The organism is Pseudomonas sp. GW821-FHT07G10, from assembly GCF_059418545.1.
The window spans coordinates 1-24,584 of record NZ_JBWKQB010000007.1 but is presented as its reverse complement, the minus strand read 5'-3'; the positions used below and the strand labels follow the sequence as shown (position 1 = coordinate 24,584).

Here is a 24,584-nt window from a genome sequence, read left to right as displayed (position 1 = left end):
ATGAATCAGCAATTGCAGTACCAGATCGAGCAATTTTTCTATCGCAAGTCCGAACTGTGCGACGCCAAGGACTGGGACGCCTATATCAGACTGTTCGACGAACACAGTGAATTCCACCTGCCGCAATGGGACTCGGAACACGTCTACACCCTCGACCCCAAGCGCGAAATGTCACTGATCTACTACCCCAACCGCTCAGGCCTGGAGGACCGGGTGTTTCGCCTGCGTACTGGCAAGGCCGCCTCCGCGACGCCGATGCCGCGCACGCTGCACCTGATCAACAATGTGCGCATCAGTGAACTTGAGGGCGGTGACCTGGAGGTGCGTCTGAACTGGCACACCCTGTTCTATCGCCTGGCCACTTCCGAGCAGTTTTACGGGAACGCGACCTATCGCCTCAAGCCCCGTGAAGACAGCTGGGTCATTACCCGCAAGCACGTCCTGCTGCTCAACGACACCATCAACTCGGTGCTCGACTTCTACCACCTCTGAATCCATGGAGACCGGGGCATGAATCACAAGGTCGCGTTCAGCTTTGCCGACGGCAAAACGCTGTTTTTTCCCGTACAACCCAATGAAATACTGCTCGACGCCGCCCTGCGCAACGGCATCAATATTCCCCTGGATTGCCGCGAGGGCGTCTGCGGAACCTGCCAGGGCCGCTGCGAATCGGGCGACTACAGCCAGGATTATGTGGACGAGGAGGCCCTTTCCAGCCAGGACCTGCAACAACGCAAAATGCTCACCTGCCAGACTCGGGTGAAATCCGATGCCACGTTTTACTTCGACTTCGCCTCTAGCCTGTGCAATGCATCAGGCCCGGACCAACTCACCGGTACGGTCACCGAAGTCAGGCAGGTCTCGGCCAGCACCGCGATCTTGCACCTGGATATGGGCACGGCAGGCCAGCCACTGGATTTCCTGCCGGGCCAATACGCCCGACTGCTGATCCCGGGTACCCAGAGCAAACGCTCCTACTCGTTCGCCAACCGACCGAACAGCAGCAATCACCTGCAGTTCCTGATTCGCCTGCTGCCCGACGGAGTCATGAGCAACTACATCCGTGAACGCTGCCAGGTCGGCGACGAAATCGGGCTGCAAGCGCCGCTGGGGGCGTTCTATCTTCGCCACATCGCCAAACCGCTGATCCTGGTCGCCGGTGGCACCGGGCTATCGGCACTGCTCGGCATGCTCGACGAGATTGCCGAGCGCGGTTGCGAGCAGCCCGTGCATTTGTACTACGGTGTGCGGGACGCCGCCGATCTGTGCGAAAGCGCGCGCATTGAGGCCTATGCCGAATGCATTCCGGGGTTTCGCTACACCGAGGTGGTCAGTGATCCATCGCCGGAATGGGAGGGAAAGCGCGGCTACATTGCCGAGCATTTCGACACCAGCGAACTGCGCGACGCGGCGGTCGACATGTACGTCTGCGGGCCACCGCCCATGGTCGAGTCGATCAAGACCTGGTTGCAGGCCCAAACCCTGGACAACGTTCATCTGTATTACGAAAAATTTACCGAGAGTAATGCCTGAGCCCTTAAAATGAGCGCAATTGAATAAACTGACGCATTCAAACCAAGCCTGACCATTACAACTAAAAGGAAACACGATGGCGGATGACATCTTGCAACAGGGTGAGCTCAAGCGGGGGTTGAAAAATCGTCATATTCAGCTGATCGCATTGGGCGGAGCGATTGGCACCGGACTGTTTCTGGGCTCCGCCGGCGTGCTCAAGTCGGCCGGGCCGTCGATGATCCTCGGCTATGCGATTGCCGGGTTTATCGCCTTTCTGATCATGCGTCAGCTGGGAGAGATGATCGTCGAGGAACCCGTGGCGGGCTCCTTCAGCCACTTTGCCCACAATTACTGGGGCGGTTTTGCCGGTTTCCTGTCCGGCTGGAACTACTGGGTGCTGTATGTGCTGGTGGGCATGGCGGAGCTGACGGCCGTTGGCAAATATGTGCAGTTCTGGTGGCCCGAGGTGCCGACCTGGGTCAGTGCGGCGGTGTTCTTCGTGCTGGTCAACCTGATCAACACGATGAACGTCAAAATCTTCGGCGAAATGGAGTTCTGGTTCGCGATCATCAAGGTTGTGGCGATCATCGGCATGATTGCCCTGGGCTGTTACATGCTGGTCAGCGGCACCGGCGGCCCGCAGGCCTCGGTGAGCAACCTGTGGAGCCATGGCGGCTTCTTCCCCAACGGCACCAACGGTTTGCTGATGGCGATGGCGTTCATCATGTTTTCATTCGGCGGCCTGGAGCTGGTCGGCATCACCGCCGCTGAAGCCAGCGAGCCGAGGAAGATCATTCCCAAGGCGATCAATCAGGTGGTTTACCGCGTGTTGATCTTCTATGTCGGCGCGCTCACCGTGCTGCTGTCGCTGTACCCATGGGACCAACTGCTACAGACATTGGGCGCTTCCGGCGATGCCTACAGCGGCAGTCCGTTTGTGCAAATTTTCGCCTTGATCGGCAGCAACACCGCGGCGCAAATCCTCAATTTTGTGGTACTCACCGCGGCGCTCTCGGTCTACAACAGCGGCGTCTACTGCAACAGCCGTATGCTCTACGGCCTGGCGGAACAGGGCGATGCCCCCAAGGCGCTGATGAAGCTGAACAAGCAGGGCGTACCGTTACTGGCGCTGGGCATCTCCGCGTTGATCACCATGTTGTGCGTGCTGGTCAACTATGTCGCCCCGCATGAAGCGCTTGAGTTGCTGTTCGCGCTGGTGGTCGCCTCGTTGATGATCAACTGGGCGCTGATCAGCCTGACTCACCTGAAGTTTCGCAAGGTCATGGGCCAACGCGGCATCGTGCCAGGCTTCAAGGCATTCTGGTCGCCTTACACCAATTACCTGTGCCTGGCCTTCATGGCCGTGATCATTTACGTGATGCTGTTGATTCCAGGGGTACGTGCGTCGGTCTACGCCATCCCGGTCTGGGTGCTGATCCTGTTCGTGTGCTACCGAATTCGGTTAGCCAGGACTCGCTCGTTGTCGGTCGCTCAATAGCCGTCAACCAGACGATAAAAAGCCCCGGCATTCGGTGAATGCCGGGGCTTCTTTTATTGTGGGTCAGAGGGTGGAACGCACTCGCCACAACTCCGGGAACAACACCGTGTCGAGCATCTTGCGAAGATAGCCGACACCTTCAGTGCCGCCTGTGCCCGGTTGAAAACCGATGATCCGCTCAACGGTCGTGACATGCCGGAAGCGCCATTGACGGAACGAGTCTTCCAGGTCGATCAGCTTTTCCGCCAACTGGTAGAGATCCCAATACCGCGAAGGATCGGTGTACACCACACGCCAGGCGGCTTCGACCGAGGCGTCATGAACGGTCGGGTTGGCCGGGTCGCGCTCGAAGCGCTGCGGATCAATCGCCAATCCTGCGCTGACCATCAACCGAATCGCTTCGTCATACAACGAAGGCGTGGCAATCGCCTTTTCAAGCTCTGCCAACAACTCGGGACGGTGAGCATGCGGACGCAATAGCGTTGCACTCTTGTTGCCCAGAATGAATTCTATCTCGCGGTATTGAAACGACTGAAAGCCCGACGACTGGCCCAGAAATGGCCGGATCGCGTGATACTCGGTGGGGGTCATGGTCGCCAGCACCGTCCAGGCATGCACCAGCTGATCGAAGATCCGCGAAACCCGCGCCAGCATTTTGAACGCCGGCGGCAGCTCACCCAGCCTGACGTGTTCGCGGGCGGCCTTGAGCTCATGCAGCATCAGCTTCATCCACAGCTCGGACGTCTGATGCTGGATGATGAACAGCATCTCGTTATGGTCCGGGGACAAGGGATGCTGGGCGTTGAGAATCTTGCCCAGGTCCAGGTAGTCGCCATAGCTCATGGTGTCGGAAAAATTCAGTTCGGCGTTATGCCATTCATCTGTCTGGCTGGCCGGCGAATAGGGACATTGGCTCATCGAACAGACTCCTCACGTTGCAGTGGATTGAGTGGACGCAGGACCGCCCTGACCGGACTGGCATCCAGGTTGGCAAAGCGCAGCGGCAAAGCGATCAATTCATAGTCCCCTTCCGGGACGTCATCGAGCACGATGCCTTCCAGGATAGCCATGCCATGCCGGGCCACCGCATTGTGCGCATCCATGGTTTTGGATTGTTGAGGGTCCAGTGACGGCGTATCGATACCGATCAACCGCACGCCCAGGCTTGCCAGCAGGTCGACGGTTTCTTTGGCGACAGCGGTGAAGTCCGGATCCCAGGAGGTTAGCGGTGCTTGTCGATAGGTGCGCAGCAGGATGCGTTCAGGCAGGTCTTGCAAGCGACCTTCAAGCTGTTCAGGGTGCACCAGCCGGCCGCTGTCCAGGCAATGCAACACGCGGCACGGACCGATATAGACATCCAGCGACACATCGCCAATTGCTGCTCCGTCAGCGCTGTAATGCAGCGGCGCATCGACATGGGCACCCGTGTGAGGAGACAGAGTGATGCGCCCGACATTCACCGGGCACTCTGGCCCGAACTTCCAGACGCGCTCTTCTTGAAAAGGTGTATCACCCGGCCAGGTGGGTGTAGCGGTGCTCAAGGGCGGACTTATATCCCACCACGATATTGTTTCTTTCATTGCGAAGCTCTCGGCCTGTTCTGAAGTGAATGATACGAGTGATACCTGTGAATATTCTTGCGAAATCCTTCGGAAACGCCCAAGTATTTCGCACATATTGCTAAGAATCAGGCGTTTACCGGGCAGAAATTTCAATGAGCGAAATCGACTTCCGAACGGTTAATCCAAACGCCTGCTTCCATCCTTCGAGCATTACAACGATGCTCGAAGGCCACTGCGTTTCTGGATAGCTCAGTGTCGAGTACAGACAACTGACGCCTCGCCAAGCCCTATAGGGTGCGACTTCAGTTCTCCCTACCGTCCGGAGTCATCATGTCCAAACCGATTACCGTCCTGCGCGATACTCACCCGTTGCCAGTGCTCGATGCCTGCAAATGGGAAAAGCTCGAAGGCGACCCGCACACCGTCAACCTGAACGCCTACACCAGCGAAGACGGCAGCAAGATCATGGGCACCTGGATCTGCACACCGGGCAAATGGCGAGTTGAGTATGTGAAGTGGGAGTACTGCCATTTTCAGGAAGGCTACTGCGTGATCACCCCGGACGGCATGGCGCCGATCCATCTGCGGGCGGGTGATATTTTCGTCGTGGAGCCGGGGATGACAGGCACTTGGGAAGTGGTCGAGACAGTGCGCAAGTATTTCGTGTTTGCCTGAACCTCAGCCTATTGTAGGAGCAGCCGGTCGACGCTCGATTGCTCGCGATGGACGTTAACGATGACGCGTGTTTGCTGGATAAACGCGTCGCCCTTGAGTCCATCGCGAGCAAGCTCGCTCCTACAAACCCCTTACTGGGGTTTGCGATAGCTGTTGATGATCGCCGAGAAGTCCTTGTCCCCTTCCCCACGCTGACTCATCGCCTGATACAACTGCTGGGCCACCGCGCCAAGCACCACCGGCTGGTGCGCCTGACGCGCCGCTTCAGTGGCCAGGCCCAGATCCTTGAGCATCAGCTCGGCATGGAAACCGCCGGTATAACCGCGCGACGCCGGCGCCGTTTCGACAATGCCTGGCCATGGGTTGTACATCTCCGAACTCCAGCAACGCCCGGTCGAACTGTTGATGACTCCGGCCAGCACCTGGGTGTCGATCCCCAGTGCGTCGCCCAACGCCATGGCTTCGCTGACGCCGACCATGGAAATCCCCAGCAGCAGGTTGTTGCAGATCTTGGCGATTTGCCCGGTGCCGACTTCACCGCAACGAACGATGTTGCGGCCCATTTGCGCCAACACCGGTTGCAGGGTGGCGAACAGCTCGGGCGTGGCGCCGACCATGAAGGTCAATGTACCGGCCTGCGCACCGCCAGTGCCGCCGGATACCGGTGCATCGGCCATGGCCACGCCTTGCTTGGCCGCAGCAGCCGCCACATCGCGGGCGGTCTGCGGGTCGATGGTGCTGCAATCCACCGCCGGAACACCCTTGGCAATTCCGGCCAATACGCCGTCTTCATCCAGCCAGACGCTACGTACATGGGCAGCCGCCGGCAACATGGTGATGACCAGTTCGCTGCCTTGAGCCGCTTCACGAGGTGAAGTGCTGATGGTGCCACCCAACTGTGCCAGTTCGGCGAGCACGGTTTGGTTCAGGTCGAACAGGTTCAGCGCGTGGCCGGCCTTGATCAGGTTGCGCGCCATCGGCGCGCCCATGTTGCCCAGACCGATAAATGCAATTTTCATGTTCTTCTCCTCGATCAGCGCAAGTGAATGGTGGTGTTCACGCCATCGTTCACGCTGTCATCGTCGAACCAGCGACTGGTGACCGTCTTGGTCTGAGTGTAGAACTGAACCACTTGTTTGCCGTACGGGCCGAGGTCACCGAGCTTGGAGCCACGCGAACCGGTAAAGCTGAAGAACGGAACCGGTACTGGAATCGGGATGTTGATCCCGACCTGACCGACATCGATCTCGTTCTGGAATTTACGTGCCGCCGCGCCGCTCTGGGTGAACAGACCGGTGCCGTTACCGAACGGGTTGCTGTTGACCAGGGCGATCGCTTGATCAAGGGTGTCGACTTCCATCACCACCAGCACAGGGCCGAAGATTTCCTGGGTGTAGATCTGCATCTCGGGGGTCACGCCAGAGAACAGGGTCGGGCCAATAAAGTTGCCCTGTTCGAACCCCGGAACCTTGATGTCACGGCCATCGAGTTCCAGCTTCGCGCCTTCCTTGATACCGCTTTCGATCAGGCCCAGAACGCGCGCCTTGGCCTTCTTGGAGATCACCGGGCCAACATCGGTACCCGGCTCGCTGCCGGCATTCACTTTGAGTTTTTGCGCCAGTGCCTTGAGGTCCGGCAGCCATTGCCTGGCCGCGCCTACCATCACCACGACTGAAGTGGCCATGCAACGCTGACCGGCCGCACCGAAACCGGCGCCGACCAAGGCGTTGAGGGCTTGTTCGCGATTGGCATCGGGCAGCACCACCGCGTGGTTTTTTGCGCCCATCATCGACTGCACACGCTTGCCGTGTTTGCCGGCCAGATCGTAGACGTGAGTACCGACCGCGGTCGAACCGACAAACGACACGGCTTTGATGTCTTTGTGGGTGCACAGCGCATCCACTACATCCTTGCCGCCGTGCACCACGTTAAGCACGCCCGGCGGAATCCCGGCTTCCAGCGCCAGCTCCACCAGCAACATGGTCGACATCGGGTCCTGCTCGGAAGGCTTGAGGACGAAGGTGTTGCCGCAGGCGATCGCCATCGGGAACATCCACAGCGGGATCATCGCCGGGAAGTTGAACGGGGTAATCCCGGCGCAGACGCCGATTGGCTGGCGCAGTGTGTAAGTATCAACGCCACCGGCGACGTTCTCGGCAAACTCGCCCATCTGCAAACTGCCGATGGAGCACGCGTGTTCGACCACTTCCAGACCACGGAAAATATCGCCTTCAGCGTCAGCGATGGTCTTGCCCTGCTCGGCACTGAGCACTACCGCAATGCGTTTGGAGTGTTCACGAATCAACGCTTGAAGCTTGAGCATGATGCGCATCCGCGCGCCGATCGGCGTCAGCTTCCAGGTCTGGAAGGCGCGATGGGCGGCGCTGATGGCGGCGTCGACTTCAGCGGCGGTAGCGAACGGGACTTTGGCCAGCACTTGCTGGGTGGCCGGGTTGACGATGTCGTGCCACTCGGTGGTCTGCGACTCGACCCATTCGCCGTCGATCAGCAGCTTGACCCGTTGCAGGGTGGTTTCGTCTGGCGTGAGAGATACGTTCATGATGGTCTCCTGGCTTCTTGTTATTGAAGTGGGTTGCTGTGCAGGGAGCCAAGGCGTTTTGTCGCCTTGAAATGAGGCGGTGTCCCGAGTTGGTTGTCGGACTGTTTTTGGAGTATAGATGTGCAAACTTCTAATAAGAACGCACATAAAAGCCGGTCTAACATGCAAAAAAACATCACGTCTTTGGGCTCATTAAACTGGGATGACCTTAAGTTTTTCCTCGAGGTCGCCCGTACTCGCAAGGCCAGCACCGCCGCCAAACGCCTGGCGGTGGACTACACCACCGTGTCGCGGCGCATCAGCTCACTGGAAGGGGCGCTGGGGACGTTGCTGTTCGAGAAGTCGCGGACCAACGGCTTTGTGCTGACCGCCGAAGGTCAGCGCTTGCTGGGTTACGCCGAGTCGATCGAAAGCACGCTGCACATGGCCTGCGAGCAGGTCTCGGGCTCTGGCGTGGCGCTGTCGGGTCATGTGCGCATGGGCTGCACCGAAGGGTTCGGCAGCTTCTTTATCACCCCGCAGCTGAGCCATTTCGTCGACACCTACCCGGCGATTTCGGTGGACATCCTGCCGCTGCCGCACTTCATCAGCCTGTCCAAGCGTGAGGCGGATATCGTCATCGCTCTGGAACGCCCGGAACACGGTCCGTACGTGTGCTGCAAACTCTGCGACTACCGCTTGCAGCTGTATGCGACCCAGGATTATCTCGACAAACACCCACCGATCCGCCGCCCGACAGACTTGGGCAAGCACCAGTTCATCAGCTATGTCGACGATCTGGCGTTCAGCTCGGAGCTGCTTTACCTGGCCAACGTACTGCCCGGCGCCAGCGCCAACCTGCGCAGCACCAGCGTGATCGCTCAGTATGTCGCCGCGCAGCAGGGCCGCTCGCTGGCGATTCTGCCGTGCTTCCTCGCCGCGCAGGACCCGCGTCTGCTGCCGGTGCTGCCGGAGGAAATCAACATCACCCGGCAGTTCTGGATGTACTGCCGGGAAGATCTGAGGAAGCTCAAGCGGATTACCTTGTTGTGGGATTACATCCGCAGCGTGACCGAGCAGAATCAACACTTGTTGATGGGCGAAACCCGGTCGATGCTGTTCGCGGACTAATCCGCGCTCACTACAATCGACGCTCGACGGTTTTCGGTGTGGATTCAGCGCCTGGTTTGAACATGGGCGACAGGGTGCTCCGCCCCGCGGTGTACTGCCCGCCTCGGGAAAGGCGTTTGGCTTGACACATTGCCCCATCGGCAGCATCGAGCAGGGTGCCTGGAGTAACGCCATGATCGGGATAAATGGCAATCCCGATACTGAGTGAGGTCAAGACTGAGGTATTGCCCGGCAACGGGATCGGCATGTCCATGCTGGCAATGATCTTGTCGGCAATGCGCTCGGCGTCCTCGTACTTGTGCAGGGGCGTCAGCAGAATGGCGAACTCATCGCCCCCCAGGCGTGCGACCAGATCCTCTTCACGCAACTGAGCTCTGACCCGTGTTGCCAGGGCAACCAATACCGCATCACCGGCCGAGTGACCAAAATTGTCGTTGATGTCTCTGAACCGGTCACTGTCGAGAAACAACACCGCGACCCGCTCATCGAGCTTGTTCGCACTGCGCAATGCGCGGATCAGCCGGCCCTCGAAAAACGCCCGATTCGGCAGGCCGGTGAGGCTGTCATGACTGGCCTGGTGGGCCAGCGTTTCGTTTTCGTTTTGCAGATTCGTTTGCCAGGCTTCCATTTCATCGAGCAGGGCATTGAAGTCGTTACCCAGATTATTCAGCTCGGCAATCTCGGCCGGTGGCACGCGCTGATCGAAAGCTCGCTCGCTGCGGGCAGCATGGGCCACACTGGCCAGACCGCGCAGCGGGCCGATGACCCCACGAAGCTGACGTCGTGCCAGATGCAGGGCAATCCAGGCACTCAGGGCCGTGCACAACACAATGCCGGCCAGACCACTGAGCAGAAAACGCAACAGGCTGCCGCCATGACCGGTGAGCAGGATGCTGCCGATTTCCCGCCCCTGATGGAGGATCGGCAGGGTGATCGGTTTTTCCAGAAAGGTCTGGGCTATCTGCGCTTCTAACTCAGAGAGCAACCCGGTTGCCGGTCGCTGCCAACGCGCCAGCAACCGCCCGTTCTCGCCGAAAACCTGCGCGTCTGCCACCTCTTCCATGGAGGCGATCAACGCCAACGCTTCAGTCACCGCGACCTTGTCGTCGAACACCACTGCAGCCTCCACGGAGTAGTTGATCGAGCGAGCAATCAGATGCAGGTTGTGATCAGCATAAACGCGCAAGGCCAGCCCCCCAAGCAGGGTCAAGGAAATGCTGGCCAGGCCCACTGCTACCAACGCGACGATCAAATGCCCGCGGCCAATGACCGAGCGCAAGGTCGGAGGGTTATCGAGCTTGAATAAACTCATGGGCCCGCTATGCCAGTCGGCGTTTCTGGCGGAGCAAAAGCGAGGGAGGTCAACAAACAGAGAATGGTCGACAGCAGTAACTGCCTCCAGCCAGAAATGCGTTCTGTCGTCGCGTCCATGCTCGGATTCTCGATGATCGTTACAAGGTGATGCCGCAACGATAGCATAGCCAGTGAAATGCTCACGAAACAGCATTTATAGATAGGTGCCTAATTGTTTAGAGAAACATGAAGTAACGATTTGAGCTTTCCTATTCTTCCCAGCCTCGCGTCCTGCCTACCATCGACACCAATGTGACCTGTGGCCGCCAAGCGGCCGTAATAATAATAAAAGCTGACAGCGATGCAGTGAGAACGGATCCCCAGAGATCCGGCTCATGAAAACCTTTTACTACTGCCATAACAGCCCGATTCGGTCATGTACCGCCTCGAGCCTTGAGTAGTTGAAGGAATCGCGGAGGTTCACCAATGAAACTGGAAATATTCCGTACCCTCTGGGGCTATACCGCAAGCAAGGCTCAGGCACTCGATGAGTTACTGAAAGCCGGCTTCGACGGCATGGAAGCCCGCCTGCCGCTTGAAGTCCGTGAGCGTGCCGAGTTCGGCGCCTTTCTACGGGCCAATCGACTCGGTTACATCAGCACGGTTTTTACCGCCTATGACGTGTTGCCGGAACAATCCGCGCCGCCCGCCGAACACCTTCTTGATCTGGACAAAAAACTCGCCTGGGCCGCCGAGCTCAATCCTCGCTTCGTCAACGTTCTGGCCGGCAATGACCGCTGGCCACTGGCGCAGCAGGTGGAGTTCTTCGGCCAGGCCATGACGCTTGCGCGCAAGCACGGGCAAGTCTGCAGCTTCGAAACCCACCGTTCGCGCTCACTGTTCAACCCCTGGCTGACCCTTGAGCTGATCCGGCAGCTGCCCGACTTGCTGTTCACCAGCGATATCAGCCATTGGGTCGTCACCTGCGAACGCTTGTTGAATGACCCGGCGGATGACCTGAGCGCCTTCGTCGAACGCGTGCACCATATCCAGGCCCGGGTCGGGTATGACCAGGGCCCGCAGGTTCCCCATCCCGCGGCCCCCGAGTACGCCCGGGAACTGGCCTTCCATCAACAGCACTGGGAAGCCATCTGGCGCTCCCAACAGGCTCGTGGCTATCAGGTCAGTACCCTGACGCCAGAGTTCGGCGCCGACGGCTATTTGCATCACCTGCCCTTCACCAATGTGCCGGTTGCCGACCTGTGGTCGCTGAATGTCTGGATGGCTCGAACAGAGCGCGAACACTTCGATCGCTTCAACCACTCAACTCTCTCGTGAGGTTTTGCGTCATGCCTGAGAAGATCAATAACAGCCCGGCCCAAGCTAACTTCAAAAGCATTCCGGTGGTGGATATCGCCGGTTTGTTCAGCATCGAACGGGAACATCGCCTGGCCGTCGCTGAACAGCTCGGGGTGGCCGCCAGTGACGTCGGCTTTCTCTACATCACCAGCCACGGTATTGAGCCGCAGCTGATCGCCAACTTGCGCCAGGCAGCCAGGGACTATTTCGATCAGCCCTTCGCAACCAAGATGCAGCACTACATCGGCGCCTCGCAGACTCATAAAGGTTATGTCCCGGAAGGCGAAGAGGTTTACGCCAAGGGCAAACCAGATCACAAAGAAGCCTTCGATATCGGCTTCGAAGTCCCGGTAAACGACCCGCTGGTGCTGGCCAACACCCCGCTGCTCGGGCCAAATGAATGGCCGCTGCTGCCAGGTTTCAAGGAAGCAGTGCAGGCCTACTACGCAGCGATCTTCGACCTCGGCCGACGGCTGTTCGGTGGCTTCGCCCTGGCATTGGGCCTGGAGGAAGACTATTTCGACAGCATGGTCACCCGACCGCCCTCAAAGCTGCGGTTGATCCACTATCCCTTTGACGACGCGGTCCAGGATGCACCCGGTATTGGTGCGCACACCGACTATGAGTGCTTCACCATTTTGCTGGCTGACAAACCGGGGCTGGAGGTGATGAACAACCTCGGCCAATGGATCGATGCGCCACCCGTTCCAGACGCTTTCGTGGTGAACATCGGTGACATGCTCGAAGTCATGACCGCGGGTGCGTTCGTCGCTACCGCGCACCGTGTGCGCACAGTCAGTGAAGAGCGCTACTCCTTCCCGCTGTTCTACGCCTGCGACTTCCATACCCAGATCAAACCACTACCCGGCTTTGCCAAAACCGAGCACGAGTACGAGCAAATCACCATTGGTGAACACATGTACGGCCAAGCCCTGCAGACATACCAATACCTGCGCAAGCGGGTAGAAGATGGCGAAATCCAGCTTCCAGAAAAGGCCCGCAAGCCGTCGAGCTTCGGACATTTGAAAAACCAGGCGCAGCCTTCCTGAAACCCTGGCGTCGGCCACTACTTCCCTACCCTGGAGTCACCGAACATGTTCACTAAAAACACCGCATCCTGCCTGACCCTGCTTGCCGCCGGCCTGCTTTGCGCCACCGCCAGCTTTGCCACAACCACCGCGACACCGGGCCAGTTAAAAATCGGCATGGAAATCACCTACCCGCCGTTCGAATCCTATGACAGCCAGAAGAATATTGTCGGCTCCGATCCGGAACTGGCTCAGGCCCTGGCCAAGCAGATGCAAGCCAAGGCAGAGTTCGTCGATACCAAGTTCCCTAATCTGATTTCCGGCCTGAACTCCGGGCACTATGACGCGATTATCTCCGGCATGTACATCACGCCCGAGCGTCAGACTCAAGCCATGACCATTGGCTACGCCGTGACTGGCGCGGCAATCATGGCGCCGAAAGACAGCGGTCTGAATGCGCAAACCCCTGAGGACCTCTGCGGCCTGAAAGTCGGCCTGGAACAAGGCACCACCTGGGTCGCTCAATTGAAGAAACTCTCCACCGAATATTGTGTGCCGAACAACAAGGGCGCCATCACTGTCAGCGAGTTCCCGTCGGCACCGGAAGTGACCCAGGCCCTGCTGTCGAAAAACATCCAGGCCCAGATGGAAATCGCCGGCGCAGCGAAGATGATCGCCGAGCACACCAGTGGTCGTGTAGTGGTCACCAGCGAGCATCTGGTCTATCCGCAAACCCTCGGCATCTTCGTCAAGAAAGGCAACAACGACACCTATCAGGCGCTGCTCAAAGCGTTTGATGAAGCCAAAAAAAGCGGTGATTACGCGGCTATCCTGAAGAAGTACAACCTGGAAGAAGCGTCTAACTAAGGCTACGCCCCTTCGCGAGCACGCGCCTACAAAAACACCGCTCCCCATGCGGGAGCGGCTTACCCGCGAAGATTTCAATGCGGTTTGAGGTACTTATGCAATTCGATTGGACGTACTTTTTCTCCCTGTTCGCAGAGTCCGCCTTCTGGCAAGCCTGCGTCACCGTGATCGAACTCAGTTCGCTGGCCTGGTTCATCGGCATGTTGCTGGGTTTTCTCCTGGCCTCGGCCAAGTTGTCTGCTTCGGCCTGGCTTAAAATACCGGCGGCCGTTTATATCTGGTTCTTTCGCAGCATCCCGCTGCTGGTGCTGGTGGTGTTCGTCTACAACCTGCCGCAATTGTTTCCGATGACCGGCTCGGTACTGTCCAATCCGTTCTACTCCGGGTTGTTCGCGCTGGTGATAACCGAAGCGGCGTATATGGCAGAGATCCATCGCGGCGGCCTGATTTCGGTGGCCAAGGGTCAGAAAGAAGCCGGGCGGGCGCTGGGTGTCGGCTTTCTGGGCTTGCAGCGTTTGATCGTGATACCTCAAGCCTTTCGCATTTCCCTGCCCACGCTGATCAACGAATACATCACCGTGGTGAAACTGACATCGCTGATCTCGGTGATCTCCCTGACCGAACTGCTCACCGTCGGCCAGCGCCTGTACGCGCAAAACTTCCTGGTGATGGAAACCCTCGGCGCGGTAGCGGTGTATTACGTGTTTATCGTGAGCGTGTTCGGCTGGTTTTTGCACCGACTGGAACGCTATCTGGATCTGAACCAACGCAAACCACAAACCCTCGACGAAACTGCCGTGGCCCGACTCAAGGCCCAAATCCCACCGCTGATTGCCACCACCGGCCTTCCAGCCATCCACGGTGTAGCACCAGTTCTGCAATTGGAAAAGATCCACAAGCGCTATGGCAATCACGAGGTGCTCAAGGGCATCGACCTGAAAGTCGGCAGTGGTCAGGTGATCTCGATCATCGGCCCGTCAGGCTCGGGCAAAACTTCGTTGATCCGTACTATCAATGGCCTGGAAAGTATTGATCAAGGTGAGATCAAGCTGTTCGGCGAAAGCTTCATCAGCCACGACGACACTCCCAACAGCGCCCGGGTTCGCAGTGGCGTGCGGCATATCGGGATGGTTTTCCAGAACTTCAACCTGTTCCCCCATCGCTGCATTCTCGACAACATAACCCTGGCACCGCGCTACCACGGCAGCGCCAAGCCCTTGAGCGAACAACGCGCGTATGCACTGCTGGACAAGGTCGGGCTGCTGGCCCACGCACACAAATATCCGCATCAGCTTTCTGGTGGCCAGCAACAACGGGTAGCGATTGCCCGAGCATTGGCCATGGAGCCGAAGATCATGCTGTTCGATGAGCCGACTTCGGCCCTCGATCCGGAGCTGGTGGGCGACGTATTGAACGTGATTCGCGATTTGGCGAAGGAAGGTATGACCATGCTGATCGTGACCCACGAGATGGACTTCGCGATGTCGATTTCTGATCGGGTGATTTTCATGGAAGGCGGGAATATTCAGCTGGATGCAAGACCACACGCCATACGCAATGAGCAGGCCGGGGAGCGGGTCCGACGCTTCATGGGCCTGCCCTCCCAGGAAATGCTGCTGGTGGCGGAGTAGTCGTCGCGGGAATTGGCCAATTCTTAGTGGCGAGAGGTGAAACCCTCTCGCCACCGTCACGGCACCGGCTCACCCCAACTCAAGCATCAACCCGCTCAAGCGCTTGACCTTGCGCCGCACCGCCTCTTCGAATACACCGGGCCTTGGCTCGATCAGACTGAACCAGTCCTTGGCCCGGGTAATCCCGGTGTAGATCAGCTCTTTGGTCAGCACCGGGTTCAGTGCATCCGGGAGAATCAATGCGGTGTGGGTAAATTCAGAACCCTGGGATTTGTGCACGGTCATGGCGTACACGGTTTCCACGTCATTCAGCCGGCTGGGCAACACAAAGCGCACACCGCCCTGACCATCGTTGCGCGGAAACGCCACGCGCAGCACCTGACGACCTGCCTGCGGGCCGTCCCGTTCCGGCAGTTTCAGGGCAATGCCGATGTCGCCATTCATCAAGCCCAAGCCGTAATCGTTGCGAGTCATCAGCACCGGGCGACCTTCGTACCATTGCTGGTCGCTGTCGATCAGGCGTGCCTTGAGCAGCGCACTGGTGATGCGCAGATTCAGGCCATCAACGCCCCAAGGGCCTTTTCGCACCGCACACAGCAACTGGAACGCATCGAAGGCCTGCAACACATTGCGTGCCCATTCGGTCCAGCGTGGATCCTCAAGCGCAGTGTCGACTGTCGGTCGCTGGCTGCGTAGAAGACTCAAGTAATGCCGATAACCCTGCGGCCCCTCGCCGTGCCCTTCAAGCAACAGCCGCTCCAGAGCGCGATCCTGCTCCCCCTTGAGTGTCAGCGAGAACAAATCGGCATGGGTGCGAACGGCCAGTAGTTTGCGTGCCTCATCGGCCTGCTGCTGATTGACCCAGCGCGCCAATTGGCCAATACCACTGCCCTCACCGAAACGCCGCGAATGGCGCAACATCACCACCTGCTGAGCCAATGGATGAACGCCCTCGGTGTCTTCCTGCAAACCGCTGGCACTCAGATGTTCACCACTGACCGCCTCCAGCCAGACGCGAGTCTGAGGGCTGTACCAACCGGCCTCGGCATCGCGGCACAAATCACCAAGTACCGCACCGGCCTCCACCGAGGCCAATTGATCCTTGTCGCCAAGCAACACAAGACGGGCATGTGTCGGCAAGGCATCGAGCAGGTTGGCCATCATCTCCAGGTCGATCATCGAGGCTTCGTCGACCACCAGCACATCCAGCGGCAAACGATTACCGGCGTGGTGGCGGAAATGACGGGTGCCCGGACGGCTGCCGAGCAAGCGGTGCACAGTGGTGACTTCAGAGGGGATTTTGTCCCGCACGCTGTCAGCGACTGCCAACGTACGAACCTGTTGGCTGATGGATTCGGTCAGTCGTGCGGCGGCCTTGCCGGTGGGTGCGGCGAGACGGATTCTCAGCGGTTTGCCGGACTCCACGGCCGGCGCCTGCAACAGGGCCAGCAGACGCACCACGGTGGTGGTCTTACCGGTACCCGGTCCGCCAGTGACGATGCTGAAGGCGCCGCGAGTGGCCAGAGCACAGGCGAGCTTCTGCCAATCGATCGGCACCCCGCTCTTGGCCGCGCCGAACAAGCCACTCAAGCGCTCGGGCAGATCATCGGGCGTTGCTTCATGGGCCGCGAGTCGCTGACGCAACGCGGTATCGATGCGCCGCTCGTAAGCCCAGTAACGACGCAAGTACAAACGCTTGCCGGACAACACCAAAGGGCGCTGCTGCGCATCGTCACGGCTATCGGCGGCCAGCGCCACCAATCGGCTGGACGCCAACACCTTGCACCAGTGCGCGCCGTCCAGTGCTTCGAGCAGTTGCGACGGCAACAGCATGGCGCCTGTGTGCACATCCCCTTCCGGCGGCAACGACAGGGCGAAGTCCGGCTCCTTGAGGGTCTCGAACAGATCCAGACAGACGTGCCCGTGACCCAGTTGGTGACTGGTCAACGCCGCCGCAAGCAGCACCAGCGAGTCGCCTTGAGGTTCGAGTTCGTGAAGGAAGGCCACAAAGGCTTTGTCCAGCGCCCTCAGCCAACCGCGTTCGACCCATCGCTCAAGCAACAGCAGCAGATCTTCGGCTCGACTCAGCGGTACCAGCCCGACCAGGCTTTCAGCGGCCAACGGTGTGGGCAGTAAATCGGCAAGGGAACGACTCATAGCAATACTCCTTGTTCCCAGGCGGGCTCGGCCCTGGGTTGCTCCGGTTTGCCCTGAAACAGCCGATCCAGACGCTCGATCAACTCCCGTGGCGGACGGGTAAAGCACACGCCCTGGCTCGGCGCTCGGGTGCCACGCAAGAACAGATAAAGCGCCCCGCCCATGTGCCGCTCGTAATCGTAATCGGCGAGTCGTGCCTTGAGCTGGCGATGCAGGGCCAACAGATACAACACGTATTGCAGGTCGTAACGGTTGTCGAGAATCGACTGTTCCATCGCCAGTTCGGTGTAGGCCGAATCATCGACACCCAGCCAGTTGGATTTGTAATCAGCGACGTAATAACGCCCTTCGTGCTCGAACGTCAGGTCGATAAAACCTTTGAACATGCCATTGAGCAACACCGGCTCGGCCGCCACCCGGGTAACACCGTTATGGGTGTATTGGCACACCAGTTCATCGAGTTTCAACACATCGACTTTATGGCTGGCGAACCAGAACTCCATCTCGACCCGGTACTGGGTCAGTTGTTCGAACACCACCGGTGACAGTCCAGCACCGATACGTAACGGAGCTTGCAGCAGGTGCAGCAACCAATCGCTCAAGGTGCCGATCCAGCCTTCCCAACCACGACGGTTGCAGCGCCGAGCGATGGCGTCTTCGACACTTCGCCGATCGGCGGCAAAGCCTTCGTTACCGGCCCACTCCAGCAAACCATGGAGAAAGGTCCCGGGGTTCGGTCCACGGGGGAAACGATGGATATCGCCACCACTGGCGACCATTTCCCGAGGTGCATCCGGGTCGAGTCGCTCATCATCGAAGAGCTTCTGCGCTTGCGGACTTTCCGGCGCTTCGTCGCTACCGGCGCTCATACTCTCGCCAATACGCAAGGCGCTGTAAGAGGCAATCCACCAGTTCTCGGCAGCCTTGCGCTTGGGAATCAACGGCGCGAGCAAAACGGCTTCATTGCGCGGCGGGTTGAAACGGATTTCGCTCGCTTCGGGCATTTCGCTGCAACTGATTGCCTCACAGCCTTGCTGCAAGTCTTCCAGCCAGCGGCTCAGACCGGCCGATTCGGTCAACGACAAGCCACCACCGAGCAGATAGCCCAACGCCGACAGGTGCAGGACCGAACTGTTGTTATTGCCGCGTTTGAGGTCCGTGACACCCAACCAGCAGGCGTGTTGCGCGCGGGTCAACGCAACGTAGAGCAACCGCAGGTCTTCAGCCAGACGCTCGTCATCAGCTTGGGCGATCAGCTCTGCGGTGGGCTTCAACGACACTTGCGCCTTGCCCGAGTCGTCGTGGTAATGCAGCGGCAGGCGACTGCCATCCACCGGTTTTGCCGAGCAGATGAACGGCAGAAACACCAACGGATATTCAAGGCCTTTGGACTTGTGGATGGTCACCACTTTGACCAGTTGCTCGTCACTTTCCAGCCGCAAAATCTGCTCTTCACCCGCCTGACCGGACAACGCCAGATGCTCGGCCAAATGCCGAATCAAGGCTTGTTCGCCATCCAGTTCGGCGGCGGCTTGCTGCAACAACTCGGACAGGTGCAGCAGATTGGTCAGCACCCGCTCGCCATCGCTTCGAGCAATCAACGCCTGGGGCAACTGAAAGTCATGCAGCAGACGGCGCAGCATCGGCAACACGCCCTGGCTGCGCCAGATCGCCCGATAACCACGGAACTGCATCACCCGCGCTTCCCAGGCCAGTTCGTCCTGATTCAAGCGCTCCAGCTCGGCCAATGGCAGATCCAGTGTGATACAAGCCAGCGCAGCACGTAACGGCCGCTCGACATCCGGTTCGGCGCAAGCCTTCAGCCAGGCCAACAGATCGTGGGCTTCTTGAGCTGCGAACACCGAGTCCTTGTCCGAGAGGTAAACGCTGCGTACCCCGCGGGCGGACAACTCACCGCGTACCGCCTGGGCCTCTTTGCCGTCACGCACCAGAATCGCGATATCGGCCGGGAGCAGGCCTCGCATATCCTGACCGTCGCGAACGAATCCCGCGTGGCCCTGCTGGCCGCCATTGAGCAGCGCGACGATTTCACTGGCGCAGGCGGCGGCCAGTTGCTGCCGGTAAACCACACCGGACAATGGCTGCTCGGCAGACAACTGCCAGATATTCAGCGCAGGCACAGGTTGACCATCAATCTGCAAATCTTCTTTACGTCCCTGAGAAGCAACAGGCAGAAAGGGGACGGGGTTCTCGCCAGTCTTTTCCCGGAACAGAAACGCACCACGGCCATGCTCGCGCGACTCGGCGCGCTCGAATACGTGGTTCACCGCGCCGACCATGCCATGGCTGGAGCGGAAGTTAGTGCCCAGGGTATGCAGGCGGCCACTGGTGGCCTGACGCGCGCGCAGGTAGGTGTAGATATCGGCGCCACGGAAGGCATAGATCGCCTGCTTCGGGTCGCCGATCAGGAACAGACCGCATTCGGGATTGTTGTCTTCGATGCGGTAAATACTTTCGAAGATCCGGTACTGCACCGGGTCGGTGTCCTGGAACTCATCGATCAGCGCGACCGGGAACTGCTCGCGAATCAACGTTGCCAGACGCTCGCCAGCGTCGGCCTGCAAGGCGGCATCAAGCCGCAGCAGCATGTCGTCGAAACCCATTTCGGCGCGGCGACGCTTTTCTTCTTCGAAGCGCGTACCGACCCACTTGGCCGCATGTTGCAGCACTGCAGCATCCGGGGTCGGCAAGGCATCCAGACTGGCTTTCAGGCCGGGCATGGCGTCCAGCCCCGGATGGTCTGGCGCCTGGCCTTTCCAGGCTTCGGCCATACCGTCCGGTGTCAGACGACTGAAACCGGTGCCGATATCCAGTTGCTCTTGAGACTCGTCCTCGGCCCAGGCGCTGATTTTCTCAAACCAGGGTTCGAAGTAACGCGCCTGCATCTTGCGCCCATCGACGGTCTTTTCAGCGACACCTTGCAGACAGATATCCCGCAGCTCGGCCGCCCATTGCAGCCATGGGGTCTTGAGTTGCAGAAGGGCTTCGCGCCGCTCTTGCAGGCAAGCGGTAATCAGCTCGGCAGGCTCTTTTCCATCATCAAGACCTTGCTCGCTTGCGAACAAGGCACGCACGCGCGGCAACAACGCAGCCGGGCCTCCCCAATTGGCACGAACCCAGTTCAGCGCATCACCCTGCATCGGGTAGCAAAACAGTCGCCAGTAATCGCGCAGCACTTCACCGAGCAAATCGCTGTGATCGGTTTCCAGGGTCTGGGTAAACAGGCTGCCGCTGTCGAAGGCGTGCTCGCGCAACATGCGCTGACACCAACTGTGAATCGTTGATACCGCGGCCTCATCCATCCATTGAGCGGCGATGTCCAGACGATTGGCGCAAGTTGCCCATTGCTCAGGGCTGTATTGCTCGCGCAACTCGGCGATCAAGTCATCCGGTGCTGGCGTTTCGTCACGGAAAAACCGCGCAGCCTCGGCAAGACGAGTGCGGATACGCTCACGCAGCTCCTTGGTCGCGGCATCCGTGAAGGTCACCACCAGAATCTGCGGTGGCAGCAACTCGCGGCCAAAACCGGCGACCTCGCCACCGTGACCGAGCACCAGCCGCAGGTAGAGCGCCGAGATGGTGAAGGTCTTGCCGGTCCCGGCGCTGGCCTCGATCAGTTGGCTGCCGCGCAAGGGGAAAGCCAGCGCCAGAGGTGTCTTGGTTGTCATGAGCGAACCTCCTCGCTGGCCAACGATCGCCACGGGGCTTCAAGCAGTGGCCGGTAGAGGGCGTTACACCAATCAGCGAAGGTTTCGTCAGCGACGAGTGCGCTGTAATCGGGAAACTGTCGGGCCAATGCCGGGCTTTCGCGACGCTCACCGTTGGTGGTCTGACCGTCGCCTTCATAGGCCTTGCATGCGGCCGCTTCGGCTTTGACCGGATCGGTCTGGCCAAGCCAGGCGAAGGCAGTCTTCACCGCAACCGGCAATGGCAGACGCATGCCCGATTGCCAGGCCTGCAACAGATCGCCCAAAGAATTAAGGGCTGCGCTATGCTCTATGGGAGCCAGCAACAAGGTGTCGTCACTGGCCACCAGCGCCGTGGTCAGCGACAACCCGCTCGCGCAAGCCGCCAGATGATTGACCCAGGGCCGAGTCAGCCGATGCCATTTGCGGGTCTTGATTGAACCAATGCTGTTGGGAATCGCGGTGATAGCCAACAATCCTCCATCGCTGCGCTGATGCAGACCACTGAGCCAGCCCTCGAGGCTGACACCATGCTGCTCGAGACTCACCGGCAAGGCACTGTTGAGCGGCGTCGGCCATAAAGCCAGCAACTGTTGATAGCGTTGCAGCAAGTCAGGCAGTGGCTCGATCAACTCCTGTTGCAAGCACTCACCAAAACCGGCCATTGGTAACAGACCGCTGCCCTGCAGGCGTTTTGCTTGAGCCTCCAAGGCCAGCTCGGGTTGATCCGGATGGGTAAGCGCCGCTTCAAGTAAACTGTCGCTCAGGCTATAGCGTTGCAACGCATCAAGTACAAAGGGTTCCTCATCCGCCAGAGGTGCCTCGGCGGCCTCGAAAAACACCTTGAGCCGTTGGCTGAAGAAGTGTCGTACCGGGTTTCGCAGGAAATCCTGCAACTGGCCCAGGCTCAGTGGTTCTTCCTGAACATAGGCCGTCAGCGCTGGAAGCTCGGCGACTGCCTCGTGTGTCTGGTGAAGCAACTGCCACTCTCGGGCGTAGCTGAACAGTCCGTCGCCTTCATGGAAATAACGGGCGCTGAAGGGTTGCAGTGGATGTTCCTGGGTCATTGCATCAACAAGCGACTCATCGCTGTTCGACAGATGCCAACCGCTGGCCAGATGATCGCGCAACTGACCTATCAACACTGAAGCCGGACGCTCGCTGTTGTCACGAATGCTGCGGCCGACCCAGCTGATGTAGAGCTGATCACGCGCCGAGAGCAAGGCTTCGAGCAGCAAATAGCGATCATCCTCACGCCGCGAGCGGTCGCCGGGACGGTAATCGCTACCCATCAGGTCGAAGTCCAGCGGCGGTTGCGCGCGCGGATAGTCGCCGTCATTCATGCCAAGCAAGCAGACCAGTTTGAAAGGGATAGCGCGCATCGGCATCAAGGTGCAGAAATTCACCGCACCGGCCAGAAAGCGTTGCGACAAGCGCCCCTGATCAAGCCCCGCCAGCCAGGCCTCACGGACGACGGTCAGCGGTAACTCATCCTGCAAACCTACCGACTCACAAGTCTCCAACCAGCTTTCGCGCAACTCTTCGAGCTGGGCCAGGAGGTAGTCGTCATGCTCATTGCTTGCCAGGAAGAACAGCTGCGATAACGCATGCAGGCGCTCCCCCCATTGCTGCGGCGGAGCAGGTAACGAGAGTTCCTGGTGGGCAATCTGCAAGGCATCAAGCAACGCGACCAGCGGGCCGATCAACGCCGCGTCCAGACCACCTATTTCATCGTAAGGTTCGATGCCGTCACAAGCCGCTCCGCTGCCTACAACATAACCGAGCAGCATGCGCCGCAGGCCGAAACGCCAACTGTTCTGCTCCAACTCATCCGGTAGACCAAGCCCTGCGCGCTGTTCGGCATTCATGCCCCAGCGAATACCGGCGCCTTCAATCCAGCGATGCAAGGTCGGCAGGTCACGCTCCTCTACGCCGAATCGAGCACGTAAGGCTGGAACATCCAACAGATCGAGAATCTCGCTGACCGGGAAACGACTGTCGGGCAATTTGAGCAGATGTTCCACGGCTATCAGCAGTGGATCGCGGCCGCGTTGGCCTTGGTCAGTCAGAGTGAAGGGAACGAAACGTCGGTCATCTCGCTCCAGTTGGCCGAACACGGCGCGGATATGCGGAGCGTAACTGTCGATATCCGGGACCATCACGATCACATCGCGAGGGCGCAATTGCGGATCGGCGCTGAAGCGGGCGAGTAATTGGTCGTGAAGAATTTCGACTTCACGCTGGGCGCTGTGGGCGATGTGAAAACGGATCGACTCATCGTGTACAAGGTCAACACTTGGCCAATGTTCACGGGTTTCATTCAGGGGGCGCAGTTCGAGGATATCGTCCTGCAACTGGTTAAGCATATTCTGCGGCTGGCTTTCGCTGAACAGATCGATCCGCCCATCGCGAAAGGCCGAACGATAGCTGTTGGGGTCATCATAGCTGTCGAGCAGATTGATGTAGTCGCGACCCTGTTTGCCCCACGCGGCCAACAACGGATGAGCATGTTGATGCAGGGTTTGCGGATCGAGCGCCGCGGGCATTCCCGCCTTGCGCGCCTGACGCTTGTATTGGTGCCGTAGCAGGTCTTTATCGGCGACGATGTCGGCCCAATGGTGACGACATGGGTTATGCACGCAAAGCAAAACCTGACTGAAACGCGCCAATCCAGCAAGAGCTTCCAAGGCCTGGGCCGGTAATGAAGAAATGCCGAAAACGATCACTCGGGAGGGCAATCCTTTGGGAGCTGTATCCAGGCTGTTGATCCGCTCAATGAAGCGTTGATGAACTCCGGCACGACTTTGCGCCATGCCCTGCTCACCCACATCCAGCAGCAACGCTCGCCACAACTCAGCCTGCCAGCAATTTGCAGGCGTCAGCGCCTTGGCTTCGCCTCTGCCATTGCGCAGTTGATGGCGACCTGCTGCCCAGTCTTCCAGCCAGTCGGCTCGATATACCTGGTATTGATCGAACAGATCCGCCAAGCGTTCAGCCAATTGATAGCGCTTACGTAGATCTGTGTCGTGGGTAAGAAAGCGTTGCAAGGGTTCGAAGTGCGGCTGATCAATCAGCTCTGGCAACAAGCGCATCAGCCGCCAGGTCAGCGGGGCTTTATCCAGCAGGGATTTGGCCGGAATTTCATCACGCCCCAACACCATACGATAAAGCTGCCACATAAAGCTGCCAGGCAATTGCACATCGATGGCGGCCGCTATTCCACAGCCGCCCATATCGTCATCTTGCGGGTCTTCAGCCAGCGCGAGCTTCAACCACTGGGCGATGCCGTTGCTCTGCACCAGGGCGATTTCATTTTCCAGGGGGGTGAGCGGGTAGCGCCGCATCCAACTGACTACAAGACTACGCAACTCGTCCAGGCGGTTGCCGTGAACCACCATAAAACCAGCACTGAGGGACGTCGCGTCCGGCATAAAGGCTTCCTTGGAAAATGCAAAAGCTAGGGCCGAACCTTAGCACTGTCGGAGGGCCGGGGCAGCAGCGCGTGCCTGAAAGCTGCAGGAGCAGCCGGTCGACACTCGAGTGCGCGCCATGGCGTCTTCGAAATCGCCATCGCGAGCACGCCCGCGCCGACAAATCGCGCGCAAAACAAAACCCCTACCTG

The 24,584-nt window shown here is 59.1% G+C and carries 16 protein-coding genes and 1 pseudogene; 9 read left to right on the top strand and 8 right to left on the bottom strand.

Annotated features, from left to right (window positions below; translation table 11 throughout):
* From antB to AC07O1_RS10925, 3 genes are all read left to right on the top strand, one after another.
* Complete coding sequence (antB, locus tag AC07O1_RS10935) at positions 1–492, top strand: anthranilate 1,2-dioxygenase small subunit (protein ID WP_495088778.1); 492 nt, start codon at positions 1–3, stop codon at positions 490–492.
* An 18-nt stretch (positions 493–510) separates the two neighbouring features.
* Complete coding sequence (gene antC, locus AC07O1_RS10930) at positions 511–1,533, top strand: anthranilate 1,2-dioxygenase electron transfer component AntC (RefSeq protein WP_495088777.1); 1,023 nt, start codon at positions 511–513, stop codon at positions 1,531–1,533.
* 76 nt (positions 1,534–1,609) lie between these two features.
* Positions 1,610–3,013: an amino acid permease gene (locus AC07O1_RS10925; RefSeq protein WP_495088776.1), complete on the top strand. Its 1,404-nt coding sequence runs from the start codon at positions 1,610–1,612 to the stop codon at positions 3,011–3,013.
* Positions 3,014–3,076: 63 nt separating this feature from the next.
* Here the strand turns inward: AC07O1_RS10925 and kynA are convergent, their stop codons facing one another.
* Together kynA and kynB are read right to left on the bottom strand one after the other, a co-directional pair.
* The gene (kynA, locus tag AC07O1_RS10920; RefSeq protein WP_495088775.1) at positions 3,077–3,931 is read right to left on the bottom strand and encodes a tryptophan 2,3-dioxygenase; all 855 of its coding nucleotides are present in this window, start codon (positions 3,929–3,931) and stop codon (positions 3,077–3,079) included.
* The gene (gene kynB / locus AC07O1_RS10915; RefSeq protein ID WP_495088774.1) at positions 3,928–4,593 is read right to left on the bottom strand and encodes an arylformamidase; all 666 of its coding nucleotides are present in this window, start codon (positions 4,591–4,593) and stop codon (positions 3,928–3,930) included. The genes kynA and kynB overlap by 4 nt, the downstream gene beginning before the upstream one ends.
* Positions 4,594–4,905: 312 nt before the next feature.
* Between kynB and AC07O1_RS10910 the strand changes: the two genes are divergently transcribed.
* Complete coding sequence (locus AC07O1_RS10910) at positions 4,906–5,250, top strand: cupin domain-containing protein (RefSeq protein ID WP_494995449.1); 345 nt, start codon at positions 4,906–4,908, stop codon at positions 5,248–5,250.
* 131 nt (positions 5,251–5,381) lie between these two features.
* On the opposite strand, the gene mmsB is transcribed toward AC07O1_RS10910, so the two are convergent.
* Both mmsB and AC07O1_RS10900 read right to left on the bottom strand, forming a co-directional pair.
* Entirely contained in the window at positions 5,382–6,269 is an 888-nt protein-coding gene (gene mmsB, locus AC07O1_RS10905; protein WP_495088773.1) for a 3-hydroxyisobutyrate dehydrogenase, read from the bottom strand.
* Between the two features lie 14 nt (positions 6,270–6,283).
* Positions 6,284–7,810, bottom strand: coding sequence for a CoA-acylating methylmalonate-semialdehyde dehydrogenase (locus tag AC07O1_RS10900; protein ID WP_494995451.1), 1,527 nt, complete (start codon positions 7,808–7,810; stop codon positions 6,284–6,286).
* Positions 7,811–7,972: 162 nt separating this feature from the next.
* Between AC07O1_RS10900 and AC07O1_RS10895 the strand changes: the two genes are divergently transcribed.
* Positions 7,973–8,920, top strand: coding sequence for a LysR family transcriptional regulator (locus tag AC07O1_RS10895; protein WP_495088772.1), 948 nt, complete (start codon positions 7,973–7,975; stop codon positions 8,918–8,920).
* Positions 8,921–8,964: 44 nt separating this feature from the next.
* Here AC07O1_RS10895 and dgcN read toward each other — a convergent pair.
* A pseudogene (dgcN, locus tag AC07O1_RS10890) lies at positions 8,965–10,232 on the bottom strand (diguanylate cyclase DgcN/YfiN).
* Positions 10,233–10,699: 467 nt separating this feature from the next.
* Between dgcN and AC07O1_RS10885 the strand changes: the two are divergent.
* The 4 genes from AC07O1_RS10885 to AC07O1_RS10870 all read left to right on the top strand — a co-directional run bounded on the left by AC07O1_RS10885 (position 10,700) and on the right by AC07O1_RS10870 (position 15,098).
* Positions 10,700–11,551 carry a sugar phosphate isomerase/epimerase family protein gene (locus tag AC07O1_RS10885; protein WP_495088771.1) on the top strand — a complete coding sequence of 284 codons (852 nt, stop codon included), beginning with the start codon at positions 10,700–10,702 and terminating at the stop codon, positions 11,549–11,551.
* Between the two features lie 11 nt (positions 11,552–11,562).
* Positions 11,563–12,621, top strand: coding sequence for an isopenicillin N synthase family dioxygenase (locus tag AC07O1_RS10880; RefSeq protein ID WP_495088770.1), 1,059 nt, complete (start codon positions 11,563–11,565; stop codon positions 12,619–12,621).
* 45 nt (positions 12,622–12,666) lie between these two features.
* Entirely contained in the window at positions 12,667–13,467 is an 801-nt protein-coding gene (locus tag AC07O1_RS10875; RefSeq protein ID WP_494995463.1) for an ABC transporter substrate-binding protein, read from the top strand.
* Positions 13,468–13,562: 95 nt separating this feature from the next.
* Positions 13,563–15,098: an amino acid ABC transporter permease/ATP-binding protein gene (locus AC07O1_RS10870; protein WP_495088769.1), complete on the top strand. Its 1,536-nt coding sequence runs from the start codon at positions 13,563–13,565 to the stop codon at positions 15,096–15,098.
* 69 nt (positions 15,099–15,167) lie between these two features.
* Here AC07O1_RS10870 and recD read toward each other — a convergent pair whose 3' ends face one another.
* Genes recD through recC form a run of 3 tightly spaced genes read right to left on the bottom strand, consistent with a single transcriptional unit; the run spans position 15,168 to position 24,393 of the window.
* Positions 15,168–17,255 (bottom strand): exodeoxyribonuclease V subunit alpha, encoded by a 2,088-nt coding sequence (gene recD / locus AC07O1_RS10865; RefSeq protein WP_495088768.1) that lies wholly within the window; start codon positions 17,253–17,255, stop codon positions 15,168–15,170.
* Entirely contained in the window at positions 17,252–20,944 is a 3,693-nt protein-coding gene (gene recB, locus AC07O1_RS10860; RefSeq protein ID WP_495088767.1) for an exodeoxyribonuclease V subunit beta, read from the bottom strand. The genes recD and recB overlap by 4 nt, the downstream gene beginning before the upstream one ends.
* Entirely contained in the window at positions 20,941–24,393 is a 3,453-nt protein-coding gene (recC, locus tag AC07O1_RS10855) for an exodeoxyribonuclease V subunit gamma (RefSeq protein ID WP_495088766.1), read from the bottom strand. The genes recB and recC overlap by 4 nt, the downstream gene beginning before the upstream one ends.
* Between the last annotated feature and the right edge of the window lie 191 nt (positions 24,394–24,584).